This window comes from Achromobacter semiaridum (genome assembly GCF_053543755.1).
The window spans coordinates 168,693-193,205 of the sequence record NZ_JBLVOL010000018.1; the positions used below are offsets into that span (position 1 = coordinate 168,693).

Below are 24,513 nucleotides of genomic sequence, written 5' to 3' on the forward strand. Positions count from 1 at the left end.
GGCCGCGTCGGGTCACAGGAAGCCGATGGAGAACCAGGGGAAGGCCGCCACGATGATCAGGCCGATCAGCAGCGCCGCAACGTAACCCCAGATGGGGCCGATGCCCTCGTTGGGGTCGACGCGGCTGATGGCGCAAGCGCCGTAATAGCCCACGCCGAAGGGCGGCGCGAACAGGCCGATGCCCATGGCGAAGATGACGACCATTGCGTAATGCACTTCGTGCACGCCGGCCTGCACCGCGATCGGGAACAGCAGGGGGCCGAACAGCACGATGGCGGGTATGCCTTCCAGCACGCTGCCCAGGATGATGAACGCCACGATGGACACGGCCAGAAAGCCGTAGCTGCCGCCGGGCATGCCGGCCATCAACTTGGCCAGATCGCCCGAGAAGCCGGACTGCGTCAACGCCCACGCCATGGCCGTGGCGCAACCCACGATCAACATGATGGCGCCGGATAGCGAGGCGGTTTCGATCAGCATGGGGCGCAGGCGCGCCCAGTCGAAGCGGCGGTAGATCAGGATGCCGATCAGCGCGGAATACACGATGCCGATGGTGGACACTTCGGTGGCGGTGGCCACGCCTTCGACCACCGCCGCGCGGATGACAAACGGCAGGGCCACGGCGGGCAGGGCGATCACGAAAAAGCGGCCGATCTCTTTGAAGCTGAAACGTTGCACCAGGCTCAGGTCTTCGCGGCGGTAACGCCACCACACCACCGAGCACAGCGCCAGGCCCAGCACCACGGCCGGCAGCAGGCCGCCCGTGAACAGCGCGGCAATCGACACGCCGGTAACCGAGCCGATGGTGATCAGCACAATCGACGGCGGTATGGTCTCGGTCTGCGCGCCCGTGGCGGACAGCAGCGCCACCAGGTCGCCCGGCTTGGCGCCGCGCTTGCGCATTTCCGGGAACAGCACAGGGGCGATGGCCGCCATGTCGGCGATCTTCGAGCCCGAGATGCCCGACACCAGATACATCGCGCCGATCAGCACGTAGGACAAGCCGCCGCGCACATGGCCCAGCAGGCTGGCCAGGAACTGGATCATGGCGCGCGCCATGCCGGTCATCTCGATCAACGACCCCAGGAAGATGAACAGCGGCACGGCCAGCAGCATCAGGTGCGACATGCCTTCATCCAGCCGGCCCACCATGACTTCCATGGGCGTGTTGGTCGTCAACGCCAGGTACGAAAACGTGGCCAGCGCGAACGAGAACGCAATCGGCACGCCAGAGAACACGGTGGCCGCGACGATGCCCACGAAGAAGATCACCAGGTTCAGCTTGCCCAGGCCCTTGAACATGGGCTGCGCCAACCAGAACAGGGCAACCACCACGGCCACGCCGGCCAACGCCACGAGCACATGGCGCAGCGGCTGCGTGCGCAACAGGCGCAGCAAGGCCACCACGCCCATCAGCGCCATGCCCACGGGAATGGCGGCGGCGCGCCAGGCGTTGGACAGTTCCAGCGCGGGCGTGATGATGAAGTGTTCTTCGTGCGCGTATTCGATCGCGGGCGACAGGATCAGCACCAGGAAGGCTAGCGACGCGGCGAGCGCCGCCGTCTCCAGCTGCGCGCGCCGGGCCGGGCTGACGTTGTTGACCAGCGCCGTCATGCGCATGTGTTCGCCGCGCCGCAGCGCAACCACGGCGCCCAGCATCGACAGCCACAGGAACAGGATGGAAGCCAGTTCGTCGGACCAGACCAAGGGGCTGTGGAAGGCGTAGCGCGCGACGACACCCGCGAACAGCACGCAGATCTCGACCAGCACGATGGCGGCCGCAACGTGCTCGACCACGCCGCCCAGCACGCTGTCCAGCGCGTTGGCGGCGCGCCGCAAGGGGTTGGCCGGCAGCACCGGGGTGGCGGCGTGGGGGGCGGACAAGGAAGACATGGCGCGACCTCAGGCCAGCTTGCCGACGCTTTGTTCCAGCAGCGACCAGGCTTCGTTGCCGAAGCGGCCCTGCCATTCCTTGTAGAAGCCTGCGGTGCGCAGCGCCTGGCGGAAGGTGTCCGGGGCCGGCTGGTTGAATTTCAGGCCCTTGGCTTCCAGGTCGGACTGCACCGACGCGTTCAGCTTCTTGATGTCTTCACGCTGTGCCAGGCCGGCTTCGTTGATGCCGCGCGCAACGATGGTCTTCAGGTCTTGCGGCAGGCCTTCCCACATGCGGCCGTTGGCGATGAACCAGTAGCCGTCCCAGATGTGGTTGGTCAGCGAACAATACTTCTGCACTTCGTAAAGCTTGGCCACCTGGATGATGGGCAGGGGGTTTTCCTGCGCGTCAACCACCTTGGTCTGCAACGACGAATACACCTCGCTGAACTGCAAGCTGGCGGGCGCGGCGCCCAGGCCCTTGAACATCGAGATGGGCAGCGAGCTGACCGGCACGCGGATCTTCAAGCCGTCCATGTCGGCGGCCGTGGTGACGGGCGCCTTGCTGCTGGTGGTTTGGCGGAAACCGTTGTCCCACATCTTTTCAAACGCGTAGAGCTTGCGCTGCGCGATGGCGGCGCGCACGGGCGCGCCCAGCGGGCCGTCCATGGCACCCCAGACCTGGCTGTAGTCCTTGAACGCGAAGCCCACGGCATTGATGGCGGCCACCGGCACCAGCGTGGCGATGACCAGCGCCGACGGGGTGAAAAAGTCGATGCCACCCGAGCGCACTTGCGCCAGCATGTCGGTATCGCCGCCCAGCTGGTTGTTCGGGAAAATCTTGATGTCGACGCGGCCGTTGCTTTCTTTCAGGATGCGGTCGGCGGCTTCTTGTGCTCGGATGTTCAGCGGGTGCGTTACCGGCAGGTTGTTGCCGTACTTGAGCGTGTAGTCGGCCGCGCGGGCGATCAGCGGGAATCCGCCGGCCAGGGCAACGGCGGGCACCGCGCAAAGGCGGCGCAGAACACTACGGCGTGTCAGCAGCTTCATGGTTGTCTCCAAAATCGGTTTTATGATGTTTTTTGATGTGCCACAAAAGCGCCATAACCATGCGGCAGACTGGACAATAGTGAATTGACGCTATCATCGTCAAACCTTATTCATGATGGTTTTTGATGTGAATAGAATGTCGCCCGACCGCAAGCTAGCCCGTTTGGCCGATGTGGCCGCACGGGCCGGCGTGTCCACCGCCACCGCCGATCGTGTGCTGAATCGCCGGCCCGGCGTGCGCGCCAACACCGCCCAGAAGGTGTTGAAGGCCGCCATGGAACTGGACTATCTGCCCGAACAGGATTTGGCCGCCGCCTTGCCCGCCGAGCCCATGCGGCTGGTATTCCTGCTGCCGCGCGGCAGCAACCGGTACTTGCGCATGCTGGGCGACACCGTCAGCTATGCGCATGAACACTTCGGCCCGCTGAACGCCAAGTGCCAGATCGAATACGTTGAAAGCTTCAACCCCGACGCGCTGGCCCAGGCGCTGGCCAAGCACGGCAAGCGCGCCGACGGCATTGCCTTCATGGCGCTGGAACATCCCGTGGTGCGCGAAGCCGTCAACACGCTGGCGCAGCAGGGCGTGCCCACGGTGACGCTGATTTCGGACCTGGCCAACAGCGCGCGCACGGCTTACGTGGGGCTGGACAATCGCGCCGCCGGGCGCACGGCGGGTTACCTGATTGCGCGCTTTGTCGGCCCGCGCGCGGCGCACGTGGCGCTGATTGCGGGCTCGCGCCATTACCGCGCGCACGAGGAACGCGAGAGCGGCTTCTTGCAGCTGTATGCCGAACAGTTCCAGGCGATGCAGGTGGTGGATCTGCGCGAAGGCTATGACGATGCGCAGCGCAACTACGAGCAGACGCGGCAGTTGCTTGAGCAATATCCCAACCTGGCGGGCATCTACAACATCGGGGGCGCGTCGGACGGCGTGGCGCGCGCGTTGAAAGAGGCCGGCTTGCAGCATCGGGTGGTGTTCATCGGCCACGGGCTGACGCCGGACACGCGCTCGCTGTTGATCGACGGGACCATGGACGCGGTCATTACGCAAAGCCCGATGGAAGCGCTGATGAGCTGCGTGCGCATCTTCAGCAATCTGCGCGACAAGCGCAGCCCGATGAACGGCGTGGAACTGGCGCGCAGCCAGGTGATTTTTCGGGAAAACCTGCCATGAGAAAAGTTTGCTTCAACAGGCTTGCTATTTAACTGCCTAGGCAGATAAAATCCGCTATCGGCAATCGCAATCGCCATCCCCACCCCCGCCCCGAGACAACCATGGCCACCGCTAAACCCGCCGTGCTGGACCGCTTCTACACCGGTGAACTCGGATTCATGATCACGTCCGTGCGCGGCAGCATTCACGATGCGCTGGAGCGCGAGCTGGCGCCCTTTGACCTGACGACCCCGCAGTACGTGGTGCTGAACTGCCTGGCCAAAGGGTGGGGCCGCACGCTTAGCGATTTCTGCCGGGTGCTGGCGTATGACTCGGGCGCGATGACGCGGCTGCTGGATCGGATTGTGGCCAAGGGCTTTATCCGCCGCGTCGAAAACGAATCCGACCGGCGCAGCTACCTGATCGAATTGACCGAACAGGGGCAAGCCGCATTGCCGCAGGCGCTGGCCGCTACGGAAGTCGCCATGCGGCGCCTGTTGGCCGGCTTTTCGGAAGCGGATGCCGAGACGCTGCACAAGCTGTTGTCGCGCGTGTTGTTGAATGCGCAGGCGGACGAGGCGTAGGTAGCCCGTACGCAGGGACCCGTACGCCGCGACCCGTAGGCCCTTTTTCCCTTTTCATTTTTTTATCCATTTATCTGCCTAGGCATATACAGCCTGGGCATAAGAATAAACCACAGCCATGCAAGCCTTTTCCAGCGACGCGCCATCCAGCCCCCGAATTCCTCCTGCCTTGCTGGCCACCATCGGCGCGCTGACGTTCATCGACTTTCTGCAAAACGGCATGGTCACGTTTGCCGCCACGCCCATCATGGGGGAAATCGGCGCCAGCCCCGAGGAATACACGTCCGTTGCCGTCATCTACGCCTGCGTCGCCGTGGTGATGATTGCGTTGCAAGGCTGGCTGGTGCATCACCTGGGCTTGCGCCGGTATTTGCTGGCGTCGCTGGGCGCGGCGGCGGCGGGGGCCGCGGTGTGCGCGATGTCTCGGGGCGAGGCCGGCTTTCTGCTGGGCCGTGTGCTGATGGCGACCGGGTGCGCGGCCATGCTGACGTCGTCCCGTTTGACGGTAAACCTGATCCCGCCGGGGCCCGCGCGCTTTCATGGCATCAAGGCCCTGGCCACGGGCCTGTGCACCGGCACGGCGCTGGGGCCGTTGCTGGCATCGGCGGCGGTGGACCATGATGGCTGGCCGCTGATGTTCTGGCTGGTGGCCGGCCTGTCGCTGCTGGCCATGTGGCCGGTGGCGCGCGCCATGCCGGGCAAACAAGCCGGCGCCACGGTGGCGGGGCAGGCGCGCTTGGTGCCGATTGCGGCGTTGGGCGTGGGCAGCTTTCTGCTGCTGCATGCGTTGCAGCGGTCCTACTACGACTTTTTCAGCGACCGCCATCGGCTGGTGCTGTTCGCCCTGGGCGGCCTGCTGGCACTGGCGTATTTCGTCCGCGCCGAGACGCGCAACGGCGCGCCGCTGCTCAAGTTGGGCGGCATGAAAGAGGTGCGCTTTCTGTGCGGCCTGGCGCTCTTCATGTTCTGTTATCTGATGTTGGGCGCCAACGGCTACCTGGTGCCGCAGATGCTGCAACGCGCGCTGGGCCTGTCGTGGGCCAACACGGGCATGTTCTTCGCGATGGGCCTGGGGGCGGGCGTGCTGACCTTTGCGGTCATGGCGCAACTGCTGCCGCGTTGGCCGTCGCCGCGCAAATTCTTCGTGGCCGGTTTTGTCGCGCTGGCGGCGTTCAGTGTGCTGATGTCGCGGCTGACGCCAACGGCTGATCCCTGGGCCGATGTGCTGCCGGCGCTGGCTTGCTATGGCGTCTTCATCATGATCTTGATGCCCGCCACCGCCATGAACACGTTCACCGGGCTGACGCACGACCCAGCGGTGTTCGCGCATGCGCAGCAGGTCAAGAACATGCTGGCGCAAGTGGGGCAGGCGCTGGGCATCATGGCGGCCACCGTCGGGCAACAGTGGTTGACCTCGAAGCACTACAACGTCCTGGAAGCGAGCGTGGCGGCCGGTAACGCCAATTTCGAAGCGGCCAAGACGGCGTTAAGCAGCGTGTACGGCGCGGTGGCAGATCCGGCGCAGGCGCAGCGTATGGCGCTGGCGCGCATCGCGCAATTGGTGGATCAGCAATCGACGCTGCTGGCCAATCTGGATCACTTCCGGGCCCTGGCCGTGTTGGCGGTAGCCGGCGTGCTGATCAGCTGGACGCAGCGGGTGTTCCGATAAAGCGGCTGTTCCGATAACGCGGGTGTTCCGATAACGCGTGTGTTGCGATCACGCGGCCGTTCCGGTAGCGCGCCTGTTTCGGCAGCACAGCCGTTCCGACCCCGGCCGTCAGTTCGACCCCAGCTGCCCGATCACCTGCCGCGCGACATCGGCCAGGGACAGGCCGCCGTCCATGGCTGCGCGTTGCAGGCGTTCATGGGCGGCCTGCTCGGTCAGGCCGTATTGGTTGATCAGCAGACGCTTGGCGCGGTCGATGCGCTTTCTTTCTTCCAGCGCGCCGCGCACGGAGTTCAAGGCGTCGTCAGTGCGCTGCATGTGCAGCGTCTGCTCGCGCATCATTTCAAGAATGGATCGCTCCAGCACGCTGCCCACGCCATCGGCGGGCGGCGTGTCCAGCGGCCGGCTTTGCACGCTGAACACCATGCTGGGGGCGCGACCGCTGGCGTGGTCGGCGTAGCGCGACAGCAGCAGTTGTCGGTCGTCCAGTTCCTGGCGGGTTTCAACGATGCGGCGTTCGCATTGCCGCGCCAGCGCCTGCGCCAACAGGCTTTCTACGTCGCGCATGGCATCGATGCGCGCGGTGCACAGTTCAAACCACTGCTCGGCCAGCGTGCCATCCACGCGCTGGTCGGCGGACGTGCGCTGCGCCATGTCGCGCAGGCGCTCGACCGGCTGGCCTTGCTGCTGGATGCTTTCCCAGCGTTGCAGCGCCGCCGCTTCGGCATATTGCGCGTAGATGTCGAAGCTGCGCGCCTGGTGCGCGGCCAGTCCCAGCATGCGGGCCTTCTGCGGGTCGGTGAAGAAACCGTTGGTAAAGCCGATGACCCCGGCGGCCCGTTCCTGGCCGCTAAGTTCCTTGCCCTGCATGAAGTTAAGCAGCGCCACCAAAAGCCGCGTCACGCCCGGGTCCAGCGCCGAGTCCGCGGCTTCAAACACAACGGCCAGCAGGCTGCTGATGATCTGCGTGTAGCGGGCGTCGGCGTCGTCGGCGGGTAGCGACACGTCGCGCACCTGGCGGCGCAGCGCCGGCAATTCGTCCAGCCGAAACAGCGCGAAGGCGATGCAGTTAAGCAGGCGCGCCTTGTCGCCGGCGTGGGGCGCGGTGGCGGCCGGCCCGTCTAGAAAACGGCGCACGTCCGTCTCGACGCGGGCGGCCTCCTGCACCAGCCCGGTCAGCGTCCGGGCCTTGCCGTCCCGCGGCACGCCGTTCTTTGCGCTACACAGCGTCAGGTTGGAATAGCCGCGTTCTTTTTGCAGCGCGTGCACCAGCGCGCTGACGTGCACCGCCAGCTCGCACGTGATGGCCAGGCTTTCCAGGCCGTGCAGTTCACTGCGACGCGCGGCAAGCAGGAAACGCAGCGGGGGTGGGATGTGGCGTTCAACCATAAGGGCAAGGGGGTGATCAGGCGCAGCGGCGCATCGGCGGTTCGGCGGCTTGCGGCAGGGGGGTATCAACCACATCAAGCACGTGGCATGCCGCGACGTGGCCGATGACCAGCACGGCGGGGCTGCGCAGCTGAAAGGCCGTGGCGTCGGACGTCATGCTGGACAGTGTCGAGCGGCATTCACGTTGATCCGACAACGACGCGCGTTCGATCATCGCCACGGGCGTGTCGGGCGCCATGCCGGCTGCCAGCAACTGGCTGCTCATGTCGTGCAATTTGGCTACCCCCATATAGACCACCAGCGTCGTGCCGCTTTGCGCCAGCCCCGTCCAGTCAGGCGTGGCGCCGTCCTGGGAATGGGCGGTGATCAGTGTAACGCCCTGGGCCATGCCGCGTTGGGTCAATGGGATGCCGCAAGCGGTGGCGGCGGCCAGCCCGGCCGTGATGCCGTTGACGATTTCACAGGCCACGCCATGGTCGCTAAGCCATTGGGCTTCTTCGCCGCCGCGACCGAAAATGCAAGGGTCTCCGCCCTTTAGCCGCGCTACGCGCAGCCCTTGGCGGGCATAGCGCAGCATCAGGCGCTGGATGAATTCCTGCGGGGTCGAACGGCAGCCGCCGCGCTTGCCCACATAGACCAGCCGCGCCTGCGGGCAGTAGTCCAGCACTTGCGGGTTGACCAGGTCATCGACCAGGACGACGTCGGCTTGCCCCAACGCCCGCACGGCTTTGATCGTAAGCAGTTCGGGGTCGCCGGGGCCGGCGCCGATCAGCCAGACGGAAGGATTCATGATGGGCTCCAGGGGATGCAGGATTCAGCGATCAAGCAAAAGAAAAATAACGACGACGAACTGGACCAGGCACAGGCCTTTCCAGAACGCCAAAGGGTTGCGTTCCAGCAGCGGCAGCCGTTCGCCCCGGCGCGCGGCATCGGGCGGATGGCGCAGCGCATGCGTGAATTCCGATAGCTCGGACGTGCGCAGCGCGGGGTCGGGGTGCAGCGCCCGGCTTAGCACGCCGTCGATCCAGGCGGGCAGTTCGCGGTCACGGTCCAGCACCGATACATACGTCAGCCGCATCTGTGCGGCGCGGCTGCGCGCGCGCGCCACGTCGGCGCCATAGGGCAGCCGGCCGGACAGCATCTGGTAGAGCATGGCGGCCAGGGAATACAGGTCGGATCGCGGCGTGCCCGCCTCGCCCAAAAAGTACTCAGGCGCGGCGTATTGGGCGGTGCCCAGCATGGCGGGCGGGTCTTCGCCCTGCGCGGCGGCATCCCACAGTCCCGCCGCCTGGGTCGAGCCCAGGTCGATGATGCGCGCCACGCCGTCGTCACCGATCAGCACGTTGTCGGGCCGCAGGTCCTGGTGCACGATGTCCAGCCGATGAAACGCTTGCAGGCCACGGGCAACCTGTTCAATCAGCGTCACCGCCTGCGCCAGCGTGGGGCGCGGGTTTTCGGCCATCCAGCGCGTCAGCGTGCGCCCGGGCAGGTATTCGCTGACCGTATACAGCGTGCGGCGCTCGCGCGGCATGGCCCAGGCGCGCACGACGTGGCGGCTGTCAATGCGGCGGGCAATCCATTCCTCGGTCAGCAGGCGTTCCAGATACGCCGGGTCATGCCGCAAGTCCAGCGACGGAACCTTGATAACCACCGCGTCGCCGCTGTCGATGTCGTGTGCCAGATAGACGTGGCTGCGGTGGCTGGCGTGCAGCTCGTCCTGGATGCGAAAGCCCTCGAATTCCATGCCGGCCGCCAGCAGCGGCGGGCAGGGCAGGTTCAGGCTGTATCCCGCCAGTTCAAAGGCGCGGCGTGGGGGCAGGGCGTCGATGCGGACGATCTGCGCGGTCAGGTTGTCGGTGCTGCCGCGTTCCAGCGCCCGTTGCGCCAGGCGGCGCGCCGCCGCGTCCAATGCGTCGGGGTGCGCCGCGATGGCCTGGGCCACGTCGTCCGCATTGATATGTTCGTAGACGCCGTCGGTGGCCAGCAGAAAGACGTCGCCGGCTTCCAGCGGCTGCGTGTGGTAGTCCACTTCCAAGTGCGGCGCCAGGCCCAGCGCGCGGCCCAGATAGCTTTTGTCTTGCGATATCCACACGCGATGGTCGTCGGTCAGCTGCTCCATCACGCCCGCGCGCAAACGGTAGATGCGCGCGTCGCCAATGTGCAGGATGTGCGCGGTGGTGGCTTTCAGCACCATTACGGTCATGGTGCAGACATAGCCGCGATCCGCGTCGCGCGGCTGGTCGGCGTGATGGCGTTGGCGCGTTTGCCCGTGCAGCCAGCTGTTGGCCGCGCTTAATACCTTGTGCGCCGACTTTTTCACCGACCAGGTTTCCGGCGTGCAGTAATAGTCTTCCAGAAAGCTCGCCACCGCCGTTTCGCTGGCGATGTGGCTGACCTGGCTGCTGCTGATGCCGTCGGCCAGCGCAATGGCGATGCCCTTGGTGTGCAGCAAGGGCTCGCCCGGCACGCACAGGCCGTGAAAATCCTGGTTGACGGGTTTGACGCCCGGCTCGGTGTGCTGGCCCACCGCCACCTGCAACGTAGCGGCGGTGCTTGGGCCGGGTTCGCGGCGGTCCATTACGGTGGGCGTCCCGCGGCGCAATCAGTTGAAGCGGCGCTTGGGCGCGGTCTTCATGTGCGTGGTGTACAGCGTCAGGCCGGTCAGCGACAGGCCGCCGATCAAGTTGCCCAGCACCACGGGGATTTCGTTCCAGATCATGTAGTCCATGATGGAAAAATTACCGCCCATGATCATCGCCGACGGGAACAGGAACATGTTGACGATGGAGTGTTCGAAGCCCATCGCAAAGAACAGCATCACGGGCATCCACATGGCGATGACCTTGCCGCTGACCGACGTCGAAATCATGGCGCCGACCACGCCCAGCGACACCATCCAGTTGCACAGCACGCCCCGGATGAAGATCGTCAACATGCCGCCGGCGCCGTATTCCTTGTAGCCCAGCGTGCGGTTTTCGCCGATGTGCGCAATGACTTCGCCGACCTTGTTGGGCGGCACGGAAAAGCCGTAGGTAAACACAATCGACATCAACACGGCCACCGTCAGCGCGCCCAGGAAATTGCCGACAAAGACAACGCCCCAGTGCTTGAGGATGGCCTTCGCGGTCACGCCAGGGCGCTTGTCGAACAGTGCCAGCGGCGTCAGCACAAACACGCCGGTCAACAGGTCAAAGCCCATCAGGTACAGGATGCAGAAGCCCACGGGAAACAGCGCCGCGCCCAGAATGGGGGAACCGGTCTGCACCGTGACGGTCACCGCGAACACGGCGGCAATGGCCAGGATGGCGCCCGCCATGAAGGCGCGGATCAGGACGTCGCGCGTCGCCATGTAGATTTTCGATTCGCCGGCGTCCACCATCTTGGTGACGAATTCGGAAGGGACCAGGTAGGACATGATTTACCTATTGCGTTGATGACATGAAAAAAGAAGCGGGGGCGGCGTCAGGCGATTTCAACGGTGTCGCCGTTGAACCGGGCCTGCCAGGTGCGCAATTGCTGTTCGGGGTATTGCACGCAGCTGCCGTCAATCAGCCGGAAGTGCTGCTTGTAGAGCGGCGAGGCCACAACCAGGCTGCCGCCCAGATGCGCGACCAGCCCGCGCCCGATGACGTTCGCGCCCGACTTGGGATCGCGGTTTTCAATGGCGTATAAATCCGGGCCGTCGGCATCGGGCAGGTAGAACAAGGCAATCTGCCGGCTGTCCAGCAAGACGACCACGCCGGAGTCGGCAACCAGGTCATCGCGGGTGCAGACCGCGCGCCAGGCCGGTGCTTGGGGGGCGGGGGCGGGGGCTAGGGCGTTCATCAGACGATCTCCTCGGCGATGGGGATGACGCGCGCCGCCGGGCGTGTGGGCAAGGACGCCGAGGCGGCCGGCGCGGGGCGGGGTTGGCCGCGTTCTTGAACGAATTGAATGTCGGGGTCGCCGCCGCGCTCATTGACGAAGGTGCGGAAGCGCTTGAGTTTTTCGGGGCTGCTGACGGTGTTGGCCCATTCGCATTCGTAGCGGTCCACCACCAGCTGCATCTGCGCTTCCAGCTCGGCGCCCAGGCCCAGGCTGTCGTTCAGCACTACGTCCTTCAGATAGTCCAGCCCACCTTCCAGCGACTCGCGCCAGACGGACGTGCGTTGCAGCTTGTCGGCGGTACGGATGTAGAACATCAGCACGCGGTCGATCATGCGGATCAGCGTGGCGTCGTCCAGGTCGGTGGCGAACAGTTCGGCGTGGCGCGGACGCATGCCGCCGTTGCCGCACACGTACAGGTTCCAGCCGTTTTCCGTGGCGATGACGCCGATGTCCTTGCTTTGCGCCTCGGCGCATTCGCGGGTGCAGCCCGACACGGCGAACTTCAGCTTGTGCGGCGAACGCAGGCCCTTGTAGCGGTGTTCGATGTCCAGCGCCATGCGCACGCTGTCCTGCACGCCGTAACGGCACCACGTGCTGCCCACGCAGGACTTCACCGTGCGGGTGGACTTGCCGTAGGCGTGGCCGGTTTCGAAGCCGGCGGCGATCAGTTCGTTCCAGATGTCCGGCAGCTCGTGCAGCTGCGCGCCGAACAGGTCGATACGCTGGCCGCCCGTGATCTTGGTGTACAGCTTGTATTTCTTGGCGACGGCGCCGATGGCGATCAGGCCGTCGGGCGTGATCTCGCCGGCCGGTATGCGCGGCACCACCGAATAGGTGCCGTTCTTCTGCATGTTGGCCATGAAGGTATCGTTGGTGTCTTGCAGCGGCACCAGGCGCGGTTCCTGGATGGGGCGGTTCCAGCACGACGCCAGAATCGACCCCACGGCGGGCTTGCAGATGTCGCAGCCGACGTGGCCCTTGCCGTGGCTGGCCAACAGTTCTTCAAACGTTTCGATGCCGCCGACCCGCACGATGGCGTAGAGCTCCTGGCGGGTATAGGCAAAGTGTTCGCACAGGCTCTTGTCGACGGTGACGCCTCGACCGGCCAGTTCGTGTTCCACCACTTGCTTGAGCAGCGCGGCGCAACCGCCGCAGCCCGAGGCCGCCTTGGTGCAGCTTTTGACGCCGGCCAGGTCGGTGCAGCCGCCGTCGATGGCGGCGCTGACGGCACCCTTGCTGACGTTGTGACAGGAGCAGATCGTGGCGGTGGCGGGCAGCGCATCCACGCCAAGGGCGGGCGCGGCGCTGCTGGCGGGCAGGATCAGGCTGGCCGGGTCGGGGGGCGGCGCGATGCCGTTCTGCGCGTATTGCAGCAGCGTGTCGTAGTAGCGGTTGTCGCCCACCAGCACCGCGCCCAACACGCGCTTGCCGTCGGCTGAAACCACCAGCCGGCGATAGCTGGCGCCGGCTTCGTCGATGTAGCGGTAGCTGCGTGCGCCGGGCGTGGCGCCATGGGCATCGCCGATGGAACCGACGTCCACGCCCAGCAGCTTGAGCTTGGTGGACATGTCGGCGCCGGTGAAGGGCTGTTCCGGCGCGCCGCACAACTCGGCGGCGGCGATGCGCGCCATCTGGTAACCCGGCGCCACCAGCCCGAACACGCTGCCGTTCCAGGCGGCGCATTCGCCGATGGCGTAGATGTTTTCATCGCTGCTGCGGCAATGGTCGTCTATGGCCACGCCGCCGCGTTCGGCCAGCGCCAGGCCGGCGCGGCGCGCCAGCGACACCTGCGGGCGGATGCCGGCCGAAAACACAATCAGGTCGGTTTCCAGCGGCGCGCCTTCAGCAAAGCGCATGCGATACCGATACTGCGTGCCGGGCTTGATGTCTTGCGTGGCGCGCGACAGGTGCACGCCCACGCCCAGCGCTTCAATGCGCGCCTTGAGCGCCGCGCCGCCTTCCTCGTCCAGCTGCACCGGCATCAGCCGCGGCGCGAACTCCACCACGTGCGCTTCCAGGTTCAGCGACTTCAAGGCGTTGGCCGCCTCCAGCCCCAGCAGGCCGCCGCCCACCACCACGCCGCGACGCGCCCCTTGGGCGGCCGCGCGGATCAGGTCCAGGTCGTCGATGCTGCGATACACCAGGCGCGACGCGCCCTCGGCGCCGGCAATGGGCGGCACGAACGGATAAGAGCCCGTGGCCAATACCAGCTTGTCGTAGCCGACCCGCCCATTGGCCGTGACCACTTCGCGCGCGTGGCGGTCGATGTCCAGCACCGGTTCGCCCAGGTGCAGCGTCAGCCCGTCGCGCTCATAGAAGGCGGCCTCGCTCATCGACATGGATTCGGCGTCGCGCCCATTCAGGTATTCGGACAGATGCACGCGGTCGTAGGCGCGGCGCGTTTCCTCGCCATAGACGTGGATGCGATAGCGCTCCAGCGCGCCGCGCGCAATCAACTGTTCGACGCAATGGTGGCCCACCATGCCGTTGCCGATGACAACCAAGGTCTGCAAGGATGCGGGAGTGGCCGTTGCTTTCATGATTTCCCCAGGCTTGTGGTTTGGGTTTCAAAAGACAAAAAGCGCCCTGGACCTGTCGGTCGGGGCGCCTTTGCCGGTACTGCTTAAATTGTGTCGCGGGCCTTTTGGGGCCTGCATGGACACTTAAGCAAAGACCATGCCAGGATGGAAAAGAATGGCCGCGCGCGGCGTGATTGCGCGTTGTGTCATAGGGGAAAAGGGCGTGGAAGCGCGGGCGCACGGGCGGGTCGGGCGATACGCGCTTCGTCGCGCCGGGCCGCGCGGTGCGTCAAAGCGGTGCAAGCTGTTGTGCACCGCGCACTGCTTTGGCGCGGCGCAGCATGCTGGGGCAGCGGTGCTGCCCGGCCGTCAGGGGGGTCAGTGGTCGTCAGTGGCCATCGGTGACTATCGGCGGCGTCAGTCGCGGCCAGTGACGGTCAGTGGCCGGCGTCTTTACCGGCGCGCAATGCGCCGCGCCGTACGCGCAGGCTGCCACGCACGGTGGTCTTCGCGCCCCTGACGGACTTCGACCGGCGCGACTTGGTTCCCTTGGGGCGGTCGCTGCGTGCCTTGGCGCGCGCGCGTGCCGTGCACGCCGCCGCCAATGCCAGCAGCTTGTCTTCGTCCAATTGTTCGGCGTCCACCAGTTGTTCGTCCGCGCCCTTCAAGGCAATCAGCAGTTCGTCCAGCTTCAGGTGCAGCGCGCGGCCGTCCTTGTTCTGGCTTTGCTGGATCAGGAACACCATCAGGAACGTAACGATGGTGGTGCCGGTGTTGATGACCAACTGCCAGGTTTCGGAATAGCCGAAGACCGGGCCGGTAACCGCCCAGACGATCACGGCGCACAACGCCATCCCGAACGCCATGGGCGAGCCCGCCCAATGCGTGACGCGCGCGGCAAAATGATCGAAGAATTTCGAGAAGGCGTTCGACTTCGGCACGGGTTGGGGCTGCTTTCCCGGCTTGTCGCTTTGCTTGTCGCTTTGCTTATCGCTTTGTTGTCGTCCCGTCTTCTTCGTTTGCACATCGTTCTGCATAAGCATCACCTGCGAGTCCTCATCCTCTGAATTCATCTACGAAACATTTACCGCGGGCGCCTACTTCGGCCGCGGGTCGTGCAGCCCCGTATCGGGCGGGGTCAATTCACCGGCGCGCAGGCGCGGCAGGCAATGCGCCATGGCCCGCGCAACGTTGCGCACTTCTTCCTGCACCGCCGTGTCCTTGTCCAGGTCGGCGTGGCTGGTGGCGTAGGGCTCGTAATAGCCGATGTACCGGTCCAGCCGGGCCATCGAGCCCGCATCGACCAGGCCCATCCAGTCCAGCCAATCGCTCAAGGCGCGGCGCTGGCCTTCGATGCCCGCCACGTCGCCGTGGACCACCAGGCCATAAGCCCGGCCCGCCAGGTGTTTTGGATAAGGCCAGCCGGCCAGTTCAATGGCCTTGGCCTTGGCCGCGTCCTTGCCGGACGTCGTGGTGGGATCGGGGTTGCCGCCGTCGGCGCACACCAGCCGGTCGATCATCAGCTTGAGCGGGCTGGGGGACTGATACCAGTATGTGGGCGCCAACAGAATCACGCCGTGCGCCGCCACCCACTGTTCGTAGATGTCGTTCATGGCGTCGTTGTCCTGGCCCAGCGAATGGTTGGGATAGCAACTGCACGGCCAGTGACACAGCGGCATGGCGGTAGACACGCAGCCTTTGCACGGGTGGATCTGATATTGGTATTCGGACGTCAGCCGGCTCAGGTCCAGCAGGTCGGCCTGGACGTGGGCGGCCTCCAGCTCGGCGCAGACGATCTGCGCCAGACGCCACGTTTTGGACACCTCGCCCGGACAGGTGCCGTCATTGCGCGATGCGCCCACCACCACCAGCACGCGCGACGGCGTGTCCGGGCGGCGCTGCTTTTGTGCGGCTTGCGCGAGGCGGTCGCGGGCGTCTTTCCATTCCACCGACAGGTCGTAGTCGGGGTCGGCATAAGCCGCGCCGGCTTTAACCGTGATGGGCGCCTTGCGGCCGCCCTGATAGGCGTCCCACGCAATGGCTTCCAGCCGGTCCAGCGCCGCTTGCTCGGGCTGGAAGGCGGGGTCATAGAAGCGGCGCATGAAGCGCAGCCGAAAGGTGTCGCGCGAAAGGCGGCCGGTGTATTGACCGGTGCGCACATCGGGCTTGGGTGCGGTCATGAAACTCTGCCTGCGTACAGTGACGCATGGCGAGCAGCAAGCCGCGTGCCTGTCAGAGGCCGGGCGTCATCACCACCATGATCTCGGCCGGCCGGGCGCTGCGCGTTAAATAGACGTGCCCCACGCCGCTGTCGAAATAGGCCGTGTCGTGCTTGGCCAACACCAGCGATTCCCCATTTTCAAAGCGAATTTCGATTTCGCCTTCCAGCACCACCAGGAATTCCTGGCCGGCATGGCGCATGTAGTCATCGAATTCCGACGCGTCGCGCGCCAGGATGCGGCCGTACATTGGCGTCATGCTGCGCTGGGGATACTGGCCGGCCAGCAGTTTGTAGTCGTAGGCGCCGGTCATGTAACCGGGCGATTCGGCCAGGGTGCTGCGCAGGGCGGAGGGCGCGGGGCGGCCTTCTTCGGCGAGGGTGACGGGCCCGAACAATTGGGCGATATCGACTTCCAGCGCACGCGCCACGGCGGCGAACTTGGCGTAGCTGATCGACACCTGCCCCAGTTCCATCTTCGACAGGGTGGACAAGGCCACGCCGGTCAAGGCCGATAGTTCCTTCAACGTCATCGAACGCGCCCGGCGCAAGCCCCTCAGCCGGACGCCCAGGCTGGTGCGATCGGCCAGGATATTGCTGGCGGGCGAGGCGGAAGGGGGCGCGGAGGCGGGCGGGGGGATGAGCGGCATGTCGGTGCTTTCCCTAGGCGTCAGGGCCAAGCGCGAGGCTGGCCGGTTTTTTTCGTTGACGGATATTTTGTCATATTCGAGAATTCTCAAATCTGAGAAATATCTGATTCGTACATTGACTCGTACATTGACTCGTACGTGGGGACTGCAAGTGGAACACGCATCGAAGGCCCGGCAATTTGACGTGGTGATTGTAGGCGCGGGCATTGCCGGCGCATCGTTGGCGTATCGGCTGACCGCCGAAAAACCGGGGCAGACGCGGGTCATCCTGCTGGAGCGCGAGCCGCAGCCCGGCTACCACTCCACCGGCCGCTCGGCCGCGATGTTCATGGAAACCTACGGCACGGCGCAGATCCAGGCACTGACGCGCGCCAGCCGTGCGTTTTACGAGAACCCACCGGCGGGCTTCACCGAACATGCTTTGCTGCAAGAACGCGGCTGCCTGTACATCGCCGATGCCGAGCAGCGCGACACGCTGATGCAGGGCTATGAGGCAGCCACGGCACAGGCGGGCAACGTGCAGTTGCTGGATGCCGCAGCCGCCATGGCGCGCGTACCGTGTATCCGTCCCGAAGCGGTGGCGGGCGGCGCCCTGTTCGAAGCCGACGCGCGCGACCTGGATGTGCATGCGCTGCACCAGGGCTTTCTGGCAGGGGCGCGGCGGCAGGGCGCGGTACTGCATTGCAATGCCGAGGTGGAATCCGGCCAGCGGTCGGATGACGGTGTGTGGACGTTGCACCTGACGGACGGCTCTACGTTGGAGGCAGGCGTGGTCGTCAATGCGGCGGGCGCGTGGGCCGATGACCTGGCCAGGCGCTGCGGCGTGGCGCCTGTGGGCTTGCAGCCATGCCGGCGCAGCGCCTTCATTTTTGCGCCACCTGAGGGCGTGGATTGCAGCGCGTGGCCTGCCGTGGTGGGCATCGACGAAAGTTTCTACTTCAAGCCGGACGCGGGGCAGTTGCTGGGGTCGCCCGCCAACGCGGACCCAGTCGCCCCGCACGATGTGGTCGCCGAAGAACTGGACGTGGCCACCGGCATCTATCACATCGAATCGGCCACCACGCTGACGATCCGGCGGCCGTCCCATGTGTGGGCCGGGCTGCGTTCGTTCGTGCCGGACGGCGACATGGTGGTGGGCTATGACGTGAACCGGCCCGGGTTTTTCTGGCTGGCGGCGCAAGGCGGTTACGGCATCCAATCGGCGGCGGGCGTGTCGGCGATGGCGGCGGCGTTGCTCGCCCGCCAGCCGCTGCCCACGTGGCTGGTGGACGAAGGCGTTGCGCCGTCGTTGATGGCGCCGGGCAGGCTGCGCTAGCGCGGCCGGGGGTGCGGCCGGGAGTTGTGGCCGGGGCGCGGCCGGGAGTTGCGGCCGGCGTTGCGGCTGGGCGGCCGCTTTGCGACCGACTACCCGAACGCGGCCCTGACTGCCGTGAAAGCCGCCGCCACCAGCGGATCGGCGCGGCGGGTGGCTTGCGTGATGAATGACAGTTCCGCCTGGATCGCCAGGCCGGACAGCAACAGCAGCCCGTTCGCCTGGGATTCGCGCAGCGCGATGGAATCGCGCACCAGCGACAGCCCCACGCCCGAGCGCACCAAGTCCAGCATCGACGCTTCCTGATCCACCTGCGCGACGGCGTTCGGCGTAACGCCCAGCGCATCGAACCTGGCGGCCAGCAGGCGATGGTGAACGGAATCGGGCGGCGTCCAGATCCACGGCAGCGCGGCAATGTCCTGCCATCCACGCCCCGCCACCTGCGCGCCCCATCCCTTGGGCGCCACCACGTAGTAGGTGAAGGTGGCCAGCGGCAACACGTCCAGCAGCGGTGGGCCGCCCGTGGCCCCGGCCGGCCCCAGAAAAAACCCCACATCCAATTCGCCCGCGCGCACTTGGCGGCCGACCGACCCGGACATGCCGTGGCGCAGCGTGGGGCGGATTTTTGGATAGTGCTCCATCAGGTATTGCAGCGTGGCCCCCAGCCGCAGGAACTCCGGGTCCAGAATCGTGCCCATGCGCAGTTCGCCTTGCACGGTATCGCGCAGGGCGCCGATGGCGCGCTGGAAGTCTTCCATGGCGTCCAGCACGCGCTGCGCCGCGGGCAGCAGCGCGCGCCCGTCGGCATTGGGCGCCAGCCCCTGGGCGTTGCGCGCAAACAGCGTCAGGTCCAGCGATTCCTGAAAGTTCTTCAGTTGCAGGCTTAGCGCCGGTTGCGTCAGGTGCAGGTGTTCGGCCGCGCGGGTCAGATTGCCTTCGCGCGCCACGGCGGCAAAGGTGCGTAGATGCTTGAGGTCCATGGCGCCGTCCGAAATGGGATGAGCATTATTAAAGATGCTTATAAACCGAATTTCAACATTTCATTGGACAGCGGCGGGCGGCTGCGCCAGAGTCACGCCAGATGCCCGGCGTGCGTGGCAACGCCGAAGCCGGGTCGGCTCAATGTGGCGGCAGGCGCAAACCCCGCCAAGCAGATAAGAAGAGCTTATGGAGACATACGACATCGTCATCGTGGGCGCGGGCTCGGCCGGCTGCGTGCTGGCCAACCGGCTCAGCCAGGAGCCCGGCACCCGCGTGCTGCTGCTGGAAGCCGGTGGCCGCGACAACTATCACTGGATCCATATCCCGGTGGGCTATCTGTATTGCATCGGCAACCCGCGCACCGACTGGATGTACCGCACGGTAAAAGAGCCGGGCCTGGGCGGCCGGTCCCTGATCTACCCGCGCGGCCGGGTGTTGGGCGGGTGCTCGTCCATCAACGGCATGATCTACATGCGCGGCCAGCGTGAAGATTACGAGGACTGGGCCGCGCTGTCGGGCGACCCGGCCTGGGGCTGGGACCAGGTGTTGCCGGTGTTCAAGCGCAGCGAAGACCACCACCGGGGCGCCAATGAATTTCACGGCGCGGGGGGCGAATGGCGGGTCGAGGCGCAGCGCTTGCGGTGGGACATCCTGGAAGCCTTCGCCCACGCGGCTGAACAGGAAGGCATCCCGCGCGTGCAGGACTTCAACCGGGGCGACAACTTTGGCAGCGGCTATTTTGAAGTGAACCAGCGCAGCGGCTGGCGCTGGAATACGGCCAAGGCGTTTTTGCGCCCGATTCGAAAGCGGCCCAATCTGCATGTGATGACGGGGGCGCAGGCCGAGCAGCTGGTGTTTGAAGGCAAGCGCTGCGTGGGCGTGCAGGTGCGCGTCCAAGGTCAGGGGCAGGGCAAAGGGCATGGCAAGGGCGAGCCGCGCCTTATTACCGTGCGCGCGCGGCGCGAGGTGGTGATGGCGGCCGGCGCGGTCAACACGCCGCATCTGCTTGAACTGTCCGGCATCGGCGAACCCGCGCGCCTGCGCGAAAGCGGCATCGCGCTGCGCCATGCCTTGCCGGGCGTGGGCGAAAACCTGCAAGACCATCTGCAATTGCGCGTCATTCTGAAGGTGAATGGCGTGAAGACGCTGAACCGCATCGCCGGCTCGTGGCTGGGCAAGGCGGGTATCGGCCTGGAATACCTGCTGCGCCGTAGCGGGCCGATGAGCATGGCACCGTCGCAGCTGGGCGCGTTTGCCAAGTCAGACCCGGGCCAGGCGCGCGCCAACGTGGAATTTCATGTGCAACCCTTGTCGCTGGGCGCATTTGGCGAACCGCTGCACGCCTTCGACGCCTTCACGGCCAGTGTTTGCAACCTGCGGCCGACCTCGCGCGGCAGCGTGCACGCGCAGGGCGCGGCGGGCACGCCGGGGGCGGCGGCGCCTGTCATTGCCGCCAACTACCTCAGCACCGAGGCCGACGTCCAGGTGGCGGCCGATTCCATCCGATTGGTCCGCCGCATTGCCGCCGCGCCGGCATTGCAGCGCTATCGACCCGAAGAATGGCTGCCGGGGCCGGACTACCAAACGGACGCGCAACTGCGCGAGGCGGCCGGCAAGATCGGCACCACGATCTTTCACCCGGTGGGCACGTGCGCAATGGGCAAGAACGCGGACAGCGGCGCGGTGGTGGATGCGCGCCTGCGCGTGTTCGGCCTGGAGGGGTTGCGCATTGCCGATGCATCGGTGATGCCGCTGATCACCTCGGGCAACACCAATTCGCCCACCATCATGATCGCGGAGCGCGCCGCCGACATGATCCGCGAGGACGCCGACATGTGGCGCTAGGTAGGCGAATGGCGCCGCGTCAGCGCAGCGAGCGATACACGTCCTGGCGCTGCGGGTGCGTCAGGATCACTTGCCACAGCTGCCCTTCGCGCGACCGGAAGAACCCGGCGCAACACATCAAATAGTATTTCCACATGCGGTAGAAGCGCGTGCCGTAACGCGATTGCAGCGACGGCCAGGCGCGTTCAAAGCGGTCCCACCAGGCCATCAGCGTGCGGTCGTAGTCGGTGCCGAAGTTGTGCCAGTCTTCAACAATGAAGCGGTGTTCGACGGCGCTGGCGATTTCGCGCGCGGACGGCAGCTTGCCGTTCGGGAACACATAGCGGTCGATCCACGGGTCGGTGCTTTGGCTGGTGGCCGCGATGCCGATGGTGTGCAGCAGGAAGATGCCCTCTGGCGACATCAAGCGCTGCACGTTGCTGAAGTACGTGTCGTAGTTCTTGGGCCCCACGTGTTCAAACATGCCCACCGATACGACCTTGTCGAAGTTGCCTTGCAGGTCGCGGTAGTCTTGCAGCAGCAGCTGCACCGGCAGGCCCTTGACGCGTTCCTGCGCCAGCGCCAGCTGCTCTTTCGATACCGTTACGCCGGTGACCAACACGCCGTAGTTCTCGGCCGCGAACTTGGCCAACCCGCCCCAGCCGCAGCCGATATCCAGCAGCGTTTCGCCGGGCTTCAATTGCAGCTTGCGGCAGATCATGTCCAGCTTGGCCAGTTGCGCGTCTTCCAGCGTCTGGGCGTTTTCCCAGTAGGCGCAGGAATAGATCATGCGGCTGTCCAGCATGGCTTCGAACACGTCGTTGCCGGCGTCGTAATGCTGTTCGCCCACTTCAAAGGCGCGGTGCTTGGATTGCAGGTTGAACAGCTTGTGCCGCAGGTGTTCGGCAATCAGCTTGATGCGCGCGACGCCTAACGCGGCCGAGCCCATGTCGGCGCGCAGCAGGCGGGTGAATAGCTCGTCGAGCCGTTCGCAGTCCCATTCGCCATCCATATAGGATTCGCCCAGCCCCAGCGACCAGCTGGCGAAGACGCGTTCGTACATATGTTTGTCATGTACCTGGATGTCCCACGGGCGCGTGCCGTTGATCTGCACGTCGGCGCGGGACAACACGTCTTGAAGCACTTTGGGGGGTTCGGGGGGCGGGGGGCTGACGTCGGGCGAAGTATGGTCGGCGGTCAGCGGAGAGACAGGACTGCTTTGCTGCATACGGACTCCATATCAATTTTGGGATGACTGATCTGGCAATGCCTGAAGCTCATAACTCTGGCCCCAACGGGCGGCCGGTTCCAATTGAATGAATGGATCGGCTTGATAGCCAACGGCACTCCGTGCCGTGAAAACCGGGGGGCACCAATGAGAATGGGGTGATCGTAGCGAGGCGCGGGCGCAGTGTCCAGCGTGCGGCACCCGGTCGAATCCCGAGTGGGCGGCGGCGCAACTGTCGTGCGTTTGTCCGCTTGGCGCGATTACACTAGTGCGCCTTGGTGAACCGCCGTTTCGGCGCGCGCCGATTCGTTCGATACGTGGAGCCTTTACATGGTGGACGCCAGCCTGCAACCCCGTTTGGAATTCGTCACCTGCGCCAGCCCGGCGGGCTTGCACCGGATGGCCTATTGGGAATGGGGCGACCCCGCCAATGACCAGGTGCTGGTCTGCGTGCACGGCCTGACGCGTAGCGGCCGGGATTTTGACGTGCTGGCCCGCCGCCTGGCGTCACGCTACCGCGTCGTGTGCCCCGACGTGGTGGGCCGTGGCCGGTCGGACTGGCTGGCCAACCCCGCCTTCTACACCGTGCCGCAGTACGTGTCCGACATGGTCACGCTGCTTGCGCGGCTGGCGCCGGCCCGGCTGGCCTGGGTGGGCACGTCGATGGGCGGCTTGATCGGGTTGGCATTGTCGGGCGCCGCCGTCTTCGCCGGCGCCATGCAGGCGATGCGGCCGCACGCGGGCATGCTGCCGCCCGGCCAGGGCATCCAGCTGGACAAGCTGGTATTGAACGATGTGGGCCCGCGCCTGGAAACGGGCGCCTTGTCGCGTATCGGCCAATACGTCGGTCAGCCGGGCGAATTCGCCACGTTTGAAGAAGCGGTGGCCACCATGCGCGCCAATTCCGAAACCTTCGGCCCGCACACCGACGCGCAATGGACCGAGCTGGCCCGGTTCCTTTACCCGGAGTTCGGTGGCAAATGGGTCAAGCACTACGACTTGGCGCTGGCCCAGGCGCTGGCCGCGCAAACGCCTGACGAATTGGCCGCCGGCGAACAGATCCTTTGGCGCTCGTATGACGCCACGCCGTGCCCGATCCTGATCGTGCGGGGTGAAAAATCCGATCTGCTGACCCGTGCCACGGTTGACGAAATGCTGAAACGCAATCCGCGCGCACAGGCGCTGGAAGTGCCGGGCGTGGGGCACGCGCCCACCTTGATCGCCGATAGCCAGGTAGAGCCGGTGGCGGCGTTCCTTCTGGCTTGAACGTCCGCCGTGCGATTACGGGGACGGCACGGCGCTATTCAGCGCGCCGGGCCTTCTCTACAATAGCCCGATGACATCGCCCACCCTGAACATCGATCTGCACTGCCATTCCACCGTGTCCGACGGCGCGCTGGCGCCTTGCGACGTGGCGCAGCGCGCGCACGCCAACGGCGTCGACGTCTGGGCGTTGACGGATCACGACGAGGTAGGCGGGCTGGCCGAAGCCGCCAGGGCGGCCCAGGACCTGGGCATGCGGTTTTCCACCGGCGTTGAAATTTCGGTCACGTGGGCGGGGCTGACGGTGCACATCGTGGGCTTGCAGTTCGACCCGAACAACGCCGACCTGATCGCCGGACTGCGCCAGACCCGCTCGGGCCGCGCCGAACGCGCCAAGCGCATCGGCGACAGGCTGGCCGACATGGGCATGCCGGGCGCTTACGAAGGCGCGCTGCCATTCGCCGGCAACCCCGAACTGATCAGCCGCACCCACTTTGCGCGCTACCTGGTTGAAGCGGGCTACTGCCCGGACGTGCAAACCGTATTCACCAAGCACCTGGGCGACGACCGCCCCGGCCATGTGCCCATGCAATGGGCCACGCTGGCCGAAGCCGTGGGCTGGATCCGCGGCGCGGGCGGACGCGCGGTCATTGCGCACCCGGGCCGCTATAAGTACACGCCGCTGCAATTCGCCGCGCTGTTCGACGAATTCTTGCAGTTGGGCGGCGAGGGCATCGAAGTCACCACCGGCAGCCACACCGTCGAAGAAGCGCGCCAGTATGCCGAGGTCGCGCGCCGATACGGCTTCCTGGCATCGCGCGGGTCTGACTTCCACAGCCCCAAGGAAAGCCGGATCGACCTTGGCCGCCTGCCGTCGCTGCCGTCCGACCTGAAGCCGGTCTGGCACGATTGGTTTTGACGCGGGCGGCCCACGCCG

Annotated in this window: 20 protein-coding genes; 7 read left to right on the forward strand and 13 right to left on the reverse strand. The window is 65.8% G+C overall.

What is annotated here, in order from left to right:
• Positions 1 to 12: 12 nt before the first annotated feature.
• Both ACNPP0_RS06215 and ACNPP0_RS06220 read right to left on the reverse strand, forming a co-directional pair.
• Positions 13 to 1,893 carry a TRAP transporter large permease gene (locus tag ACNPP0_RS06215; RefSeq protein ID WP_046807841.1) on the reverse strand — a complete coding sequence of 627 codons (1,881 nt, stop codon included), beginning with the start codon at positions 1,891 to 1,893 and terminating at the stop codon, positions 13 to 15.
• 9 nt (positions 1,894 to 1,902) lie between these two features.
• Positions 1,903 to 2,922 carry a TRAP transporter substrate-binding protein gene (locus ACNPP0_RS06220; RefSeq protein WP_448705303.1) on the reverse strand — a complete coding sequence of 340 codons (1,020 nt, stop codon included), beginning with the start codon at positions 2,920 to 2,922 and terminating at the stop codon, positions 1,903 to 1,905.
• Positions 2,923 to 3,034: 112 nt separating this feature from the next.
• Between ACNPP0_RS06220 and ACNPP0_RS06225 the strand changes: the two genes are divergently transcribed.
• From ACNPP0_RS06225 to ACNPP0_RS06235, 3 genes are all read left to right on the forward strand, one after another.
• A complete protein-coding gene (locus ACNPP0_RS06225; protein ID WP_448705304.1) occupies positions 3,035 to 4,096 on the forward strand; it encodes a LacI family DNA-binding transcriptional regulator in 1,062 nt (353 codons plus the stop codon).
• 101 nt (positions 4,097 to 4,197) lie between these two features.
• Entirely contained in the window at positions 4,198 to 4,659 is a 462-nt protein-coding gene (locus ACNPP0_RS06230) for a MarR family winged helix-turn-helix transcriptional regulator (protein WP_448705305.1), read from the forward strand.
• 118 nt (positions 4,660 to 4,777) lie between these two features.
• Positions 4,778 to 6,328, forward strand: coding sequence for an MFS transporter (locus tag ACNPP0_RS06235; protein WP_448705306.1), 1,551 nt, complete (start codon positions 4,778 to 4,780; stop codon positions 6,326 to 6,328).
• Between the two features lie 108 nt (positions 6,329 to 6,436).
• On the opposite strand, the gene ACNPP0_RS06240 is transcribed toward ACNPP0_RS06235, so the two are convergent.
• From ACNPP0_RS06240 to ACNPP0_RS06280, 9 genes are all read right to left on the reverse strand, one after another.
• Complete coding sequence (locus ACNPP0_RS06240; RefSeq protein ID WP_448705307.1) at positions 6,437 to 7,714, reverse strand: nitrate- and nitrite sensing domain-containing protein; 1,278 nt, start codon at positions 7,712 to 7,714, stop codon at positions 6,437 to 6,439.
• A gap of 16 nt (positions 7,715 to 7,730) precedes the next feature.
• The gene (cobA, locus tag ACNPP0_RS06245; RefSeq protein WP_448705308.1) at positions 7,731 to 8,504 is read right to left on the reverse strand and encodes a uroporphyrinogen-III C-methyltransferase; all 774 of its coding nucleotides are present in this window, start codon (positions 8,502 to 8,504) and stop codon (positions 7,731 to 7,733) included.
• 24 nt (positions 8,505 to 8,528) lie between these two features.
• Positions 8,529 to 10,292, reverse strand: coding sequence for a bifunctional protein-serine/threonine kinase/phosphatase (locus ACNPP0_RS06250; RefSeq protein ID WP_448705309.1), 1,764 nt, complete (start codon positions 10,290 to 10,292; stop codon positions 8,529 to 8,531).
• 24 nt (positions 10,293 to 10,316) lie between these two features.
• Positions 10,317 to 11,129: a formate/nitrite transporter family protein gene (locus ACNPP0_RS06255; RefSeq protein ID WP_332608537.1), complete on the reverse strand. Its 813-nt coding sequence runs from the start codon at positions 11,127 to 11,129 to the stop codon at positions 10,317 to 10,319.
• 47 nt (positions 11,130 to 11,176) lie between these two features.
• Entirely contained in the window at positions 11,177 to 11,539 is a 363-nt protein-coding gene (nirD, locus tag ACNPP0_RS06260) for a nitrite reductase small subunit NirD (protein WP_448705310.1), read from the reverse strand.
• Entirely contained in the window at positions 11,539 to 14,121 is a 2,583-nt protein-coding gene (nirB, locus tag ACNPP0_RS06265) for a nitrite reductase large subunit NirB (RefSeq protein WP_448705311.1), read from the reverse strand. The genes nirD and nirB overlap by 1 nt, the downstream gene beginning before the upstream one ends.
• Positions 14,122 to 14,537: 416 nt before the next feature.
• Positions 14,538 to 15,137, reverse strand: a complete 600-nt coding sequence (locus tag ACNPP0_RS06270; protein ID WP_448705312.1) for a low affinity iron permease family protein — start codon at positions 15,135 to 15,137, stop codon at positions 14,538 to 14,540.
• A 60-nt stretch (positions 15,138 to 15,197) separates the two neighbouring features.
• A complete protein-coding gene (locus tag ACNPP0_RS06275; RefSeq protein ID WP_448705313.1) occupies positions 15,198 to 16,280 on the reverse strand; it encodes a flavodoxin family protein in 1,083 nt (360 codons plus the stop codon).
• A gap of 52 nt (positions 16,281 to 16,332) precedes the next feature.
• On the reverse strand, positions 16,333 to 16,968 hold the full coding sequence (locus ACNPP0_RS06280; RefSeq protein WP_448705314.1) for a helix-turn-helix domain-containing protein: 636 nt from the start codon (positions 16,966 to 16,968) through the stop codon (positions 16,333 to 16,335).
• Between the two features lie 151 nt (positions 16,969 to 17,119).
• On the opposite strand from ACNPP0_RS06280, the gene ACNPP0_RS06285 reads away from it, so the two are divergent.
• Complete coding sequence (locus tag ACNPP0_RS06285) at positions 17,120 to 18,283, forward strand: NAD(P)/FAD-dependent oxidoreductase (RefSeq protein WP_332608532.1); 1,164 nt, start codon at positions 17,120 to 17,122, stop codon at positions 18,281 to 18,283.
• An 89-nt stretch (positions 18,284 to 18,372) separates the two neighbouring features.
• Here ACNPP0_RS06285 and ACNPP0_RS06290 read toward each other — a convergent pair whose 3' ends face one another.
• Positions 18,373 to 19,260, reverse strand: coding sequence for a LysR family transcriptional regulator (locus ACNPP0_RS06290; RefSeq protein WP_448705315.1), 888 nt, complete (start codon positions 19,258 to 19,260; stop codon positions 18,373 to 18,375).
• Between the two features lie 187 nt (positions 19,261 to 19,447).
• Between ACNPP0_RS06290 and ACNPP0_RS06295 the strand changes: the two genes are divergently transcribed.
• A complete protein-coding gene (locus tag ACNPP0_RS06295) occupies positions 19,448 to 21,106 on the forward strand; it encodes a GMC family oxidoreductase (protein WP_448705316.1) in 1,659 nt (552 codons plus the stop codon).
• Positions 21,107 to 21,125: 19 nt separating this feature from the next.
• Here ACNPP0_RS06295 and cfa read toward each other — a convergent pair whose 3' ends face one another.
• Positions 21,126 to 22,313, reverse strand: coding sequence for a cyclopropane fatty acyl phospholipid synthase (cfa, locus tag ACNPP0_RS06300; protein WP_448705317.1), 1,188 nt, complete (start codon positions 22,311 to 22,313; stop codon positions 21,126 to 21,128).
• A gap of 330 nt (positions 22,314 to 22,643) precedes the next feature.
• On the opposite strand from cfa, the gene ACNPP0_RS06305 reads away from it, so the two are divergent.
• Positions 22,644 to 23,579 (forward strand): alpha/beta fold hydrolase, encoded by a 936-nt coding sequence (locus tag ACNPP0_RS06305; RefSeq protein ID WP_219990366.1) that lies wholly within the window; start codon positions 22,644 to 22,646, stop codon positions 23,577 to 23,579.
• A 70-nt stretch (positions 23,580 to 23,649) separates the two neighbouring features.
• Positions 23,650 to 24,495 (forward strand): 3',5'-nucleoside bisphosphate phosphatase, encoded by an 846-nt coding sequence (locus tag ACNPP0_RS06310; RefSeq protein ID WP_332608528.1) that lies wholly within the window; start codon positions 23,650 to 23,652, stop codon positions 24,493 to 24,495.
• Positions 24,496 to 24,513: the final 18 nt, after the last annotated feature.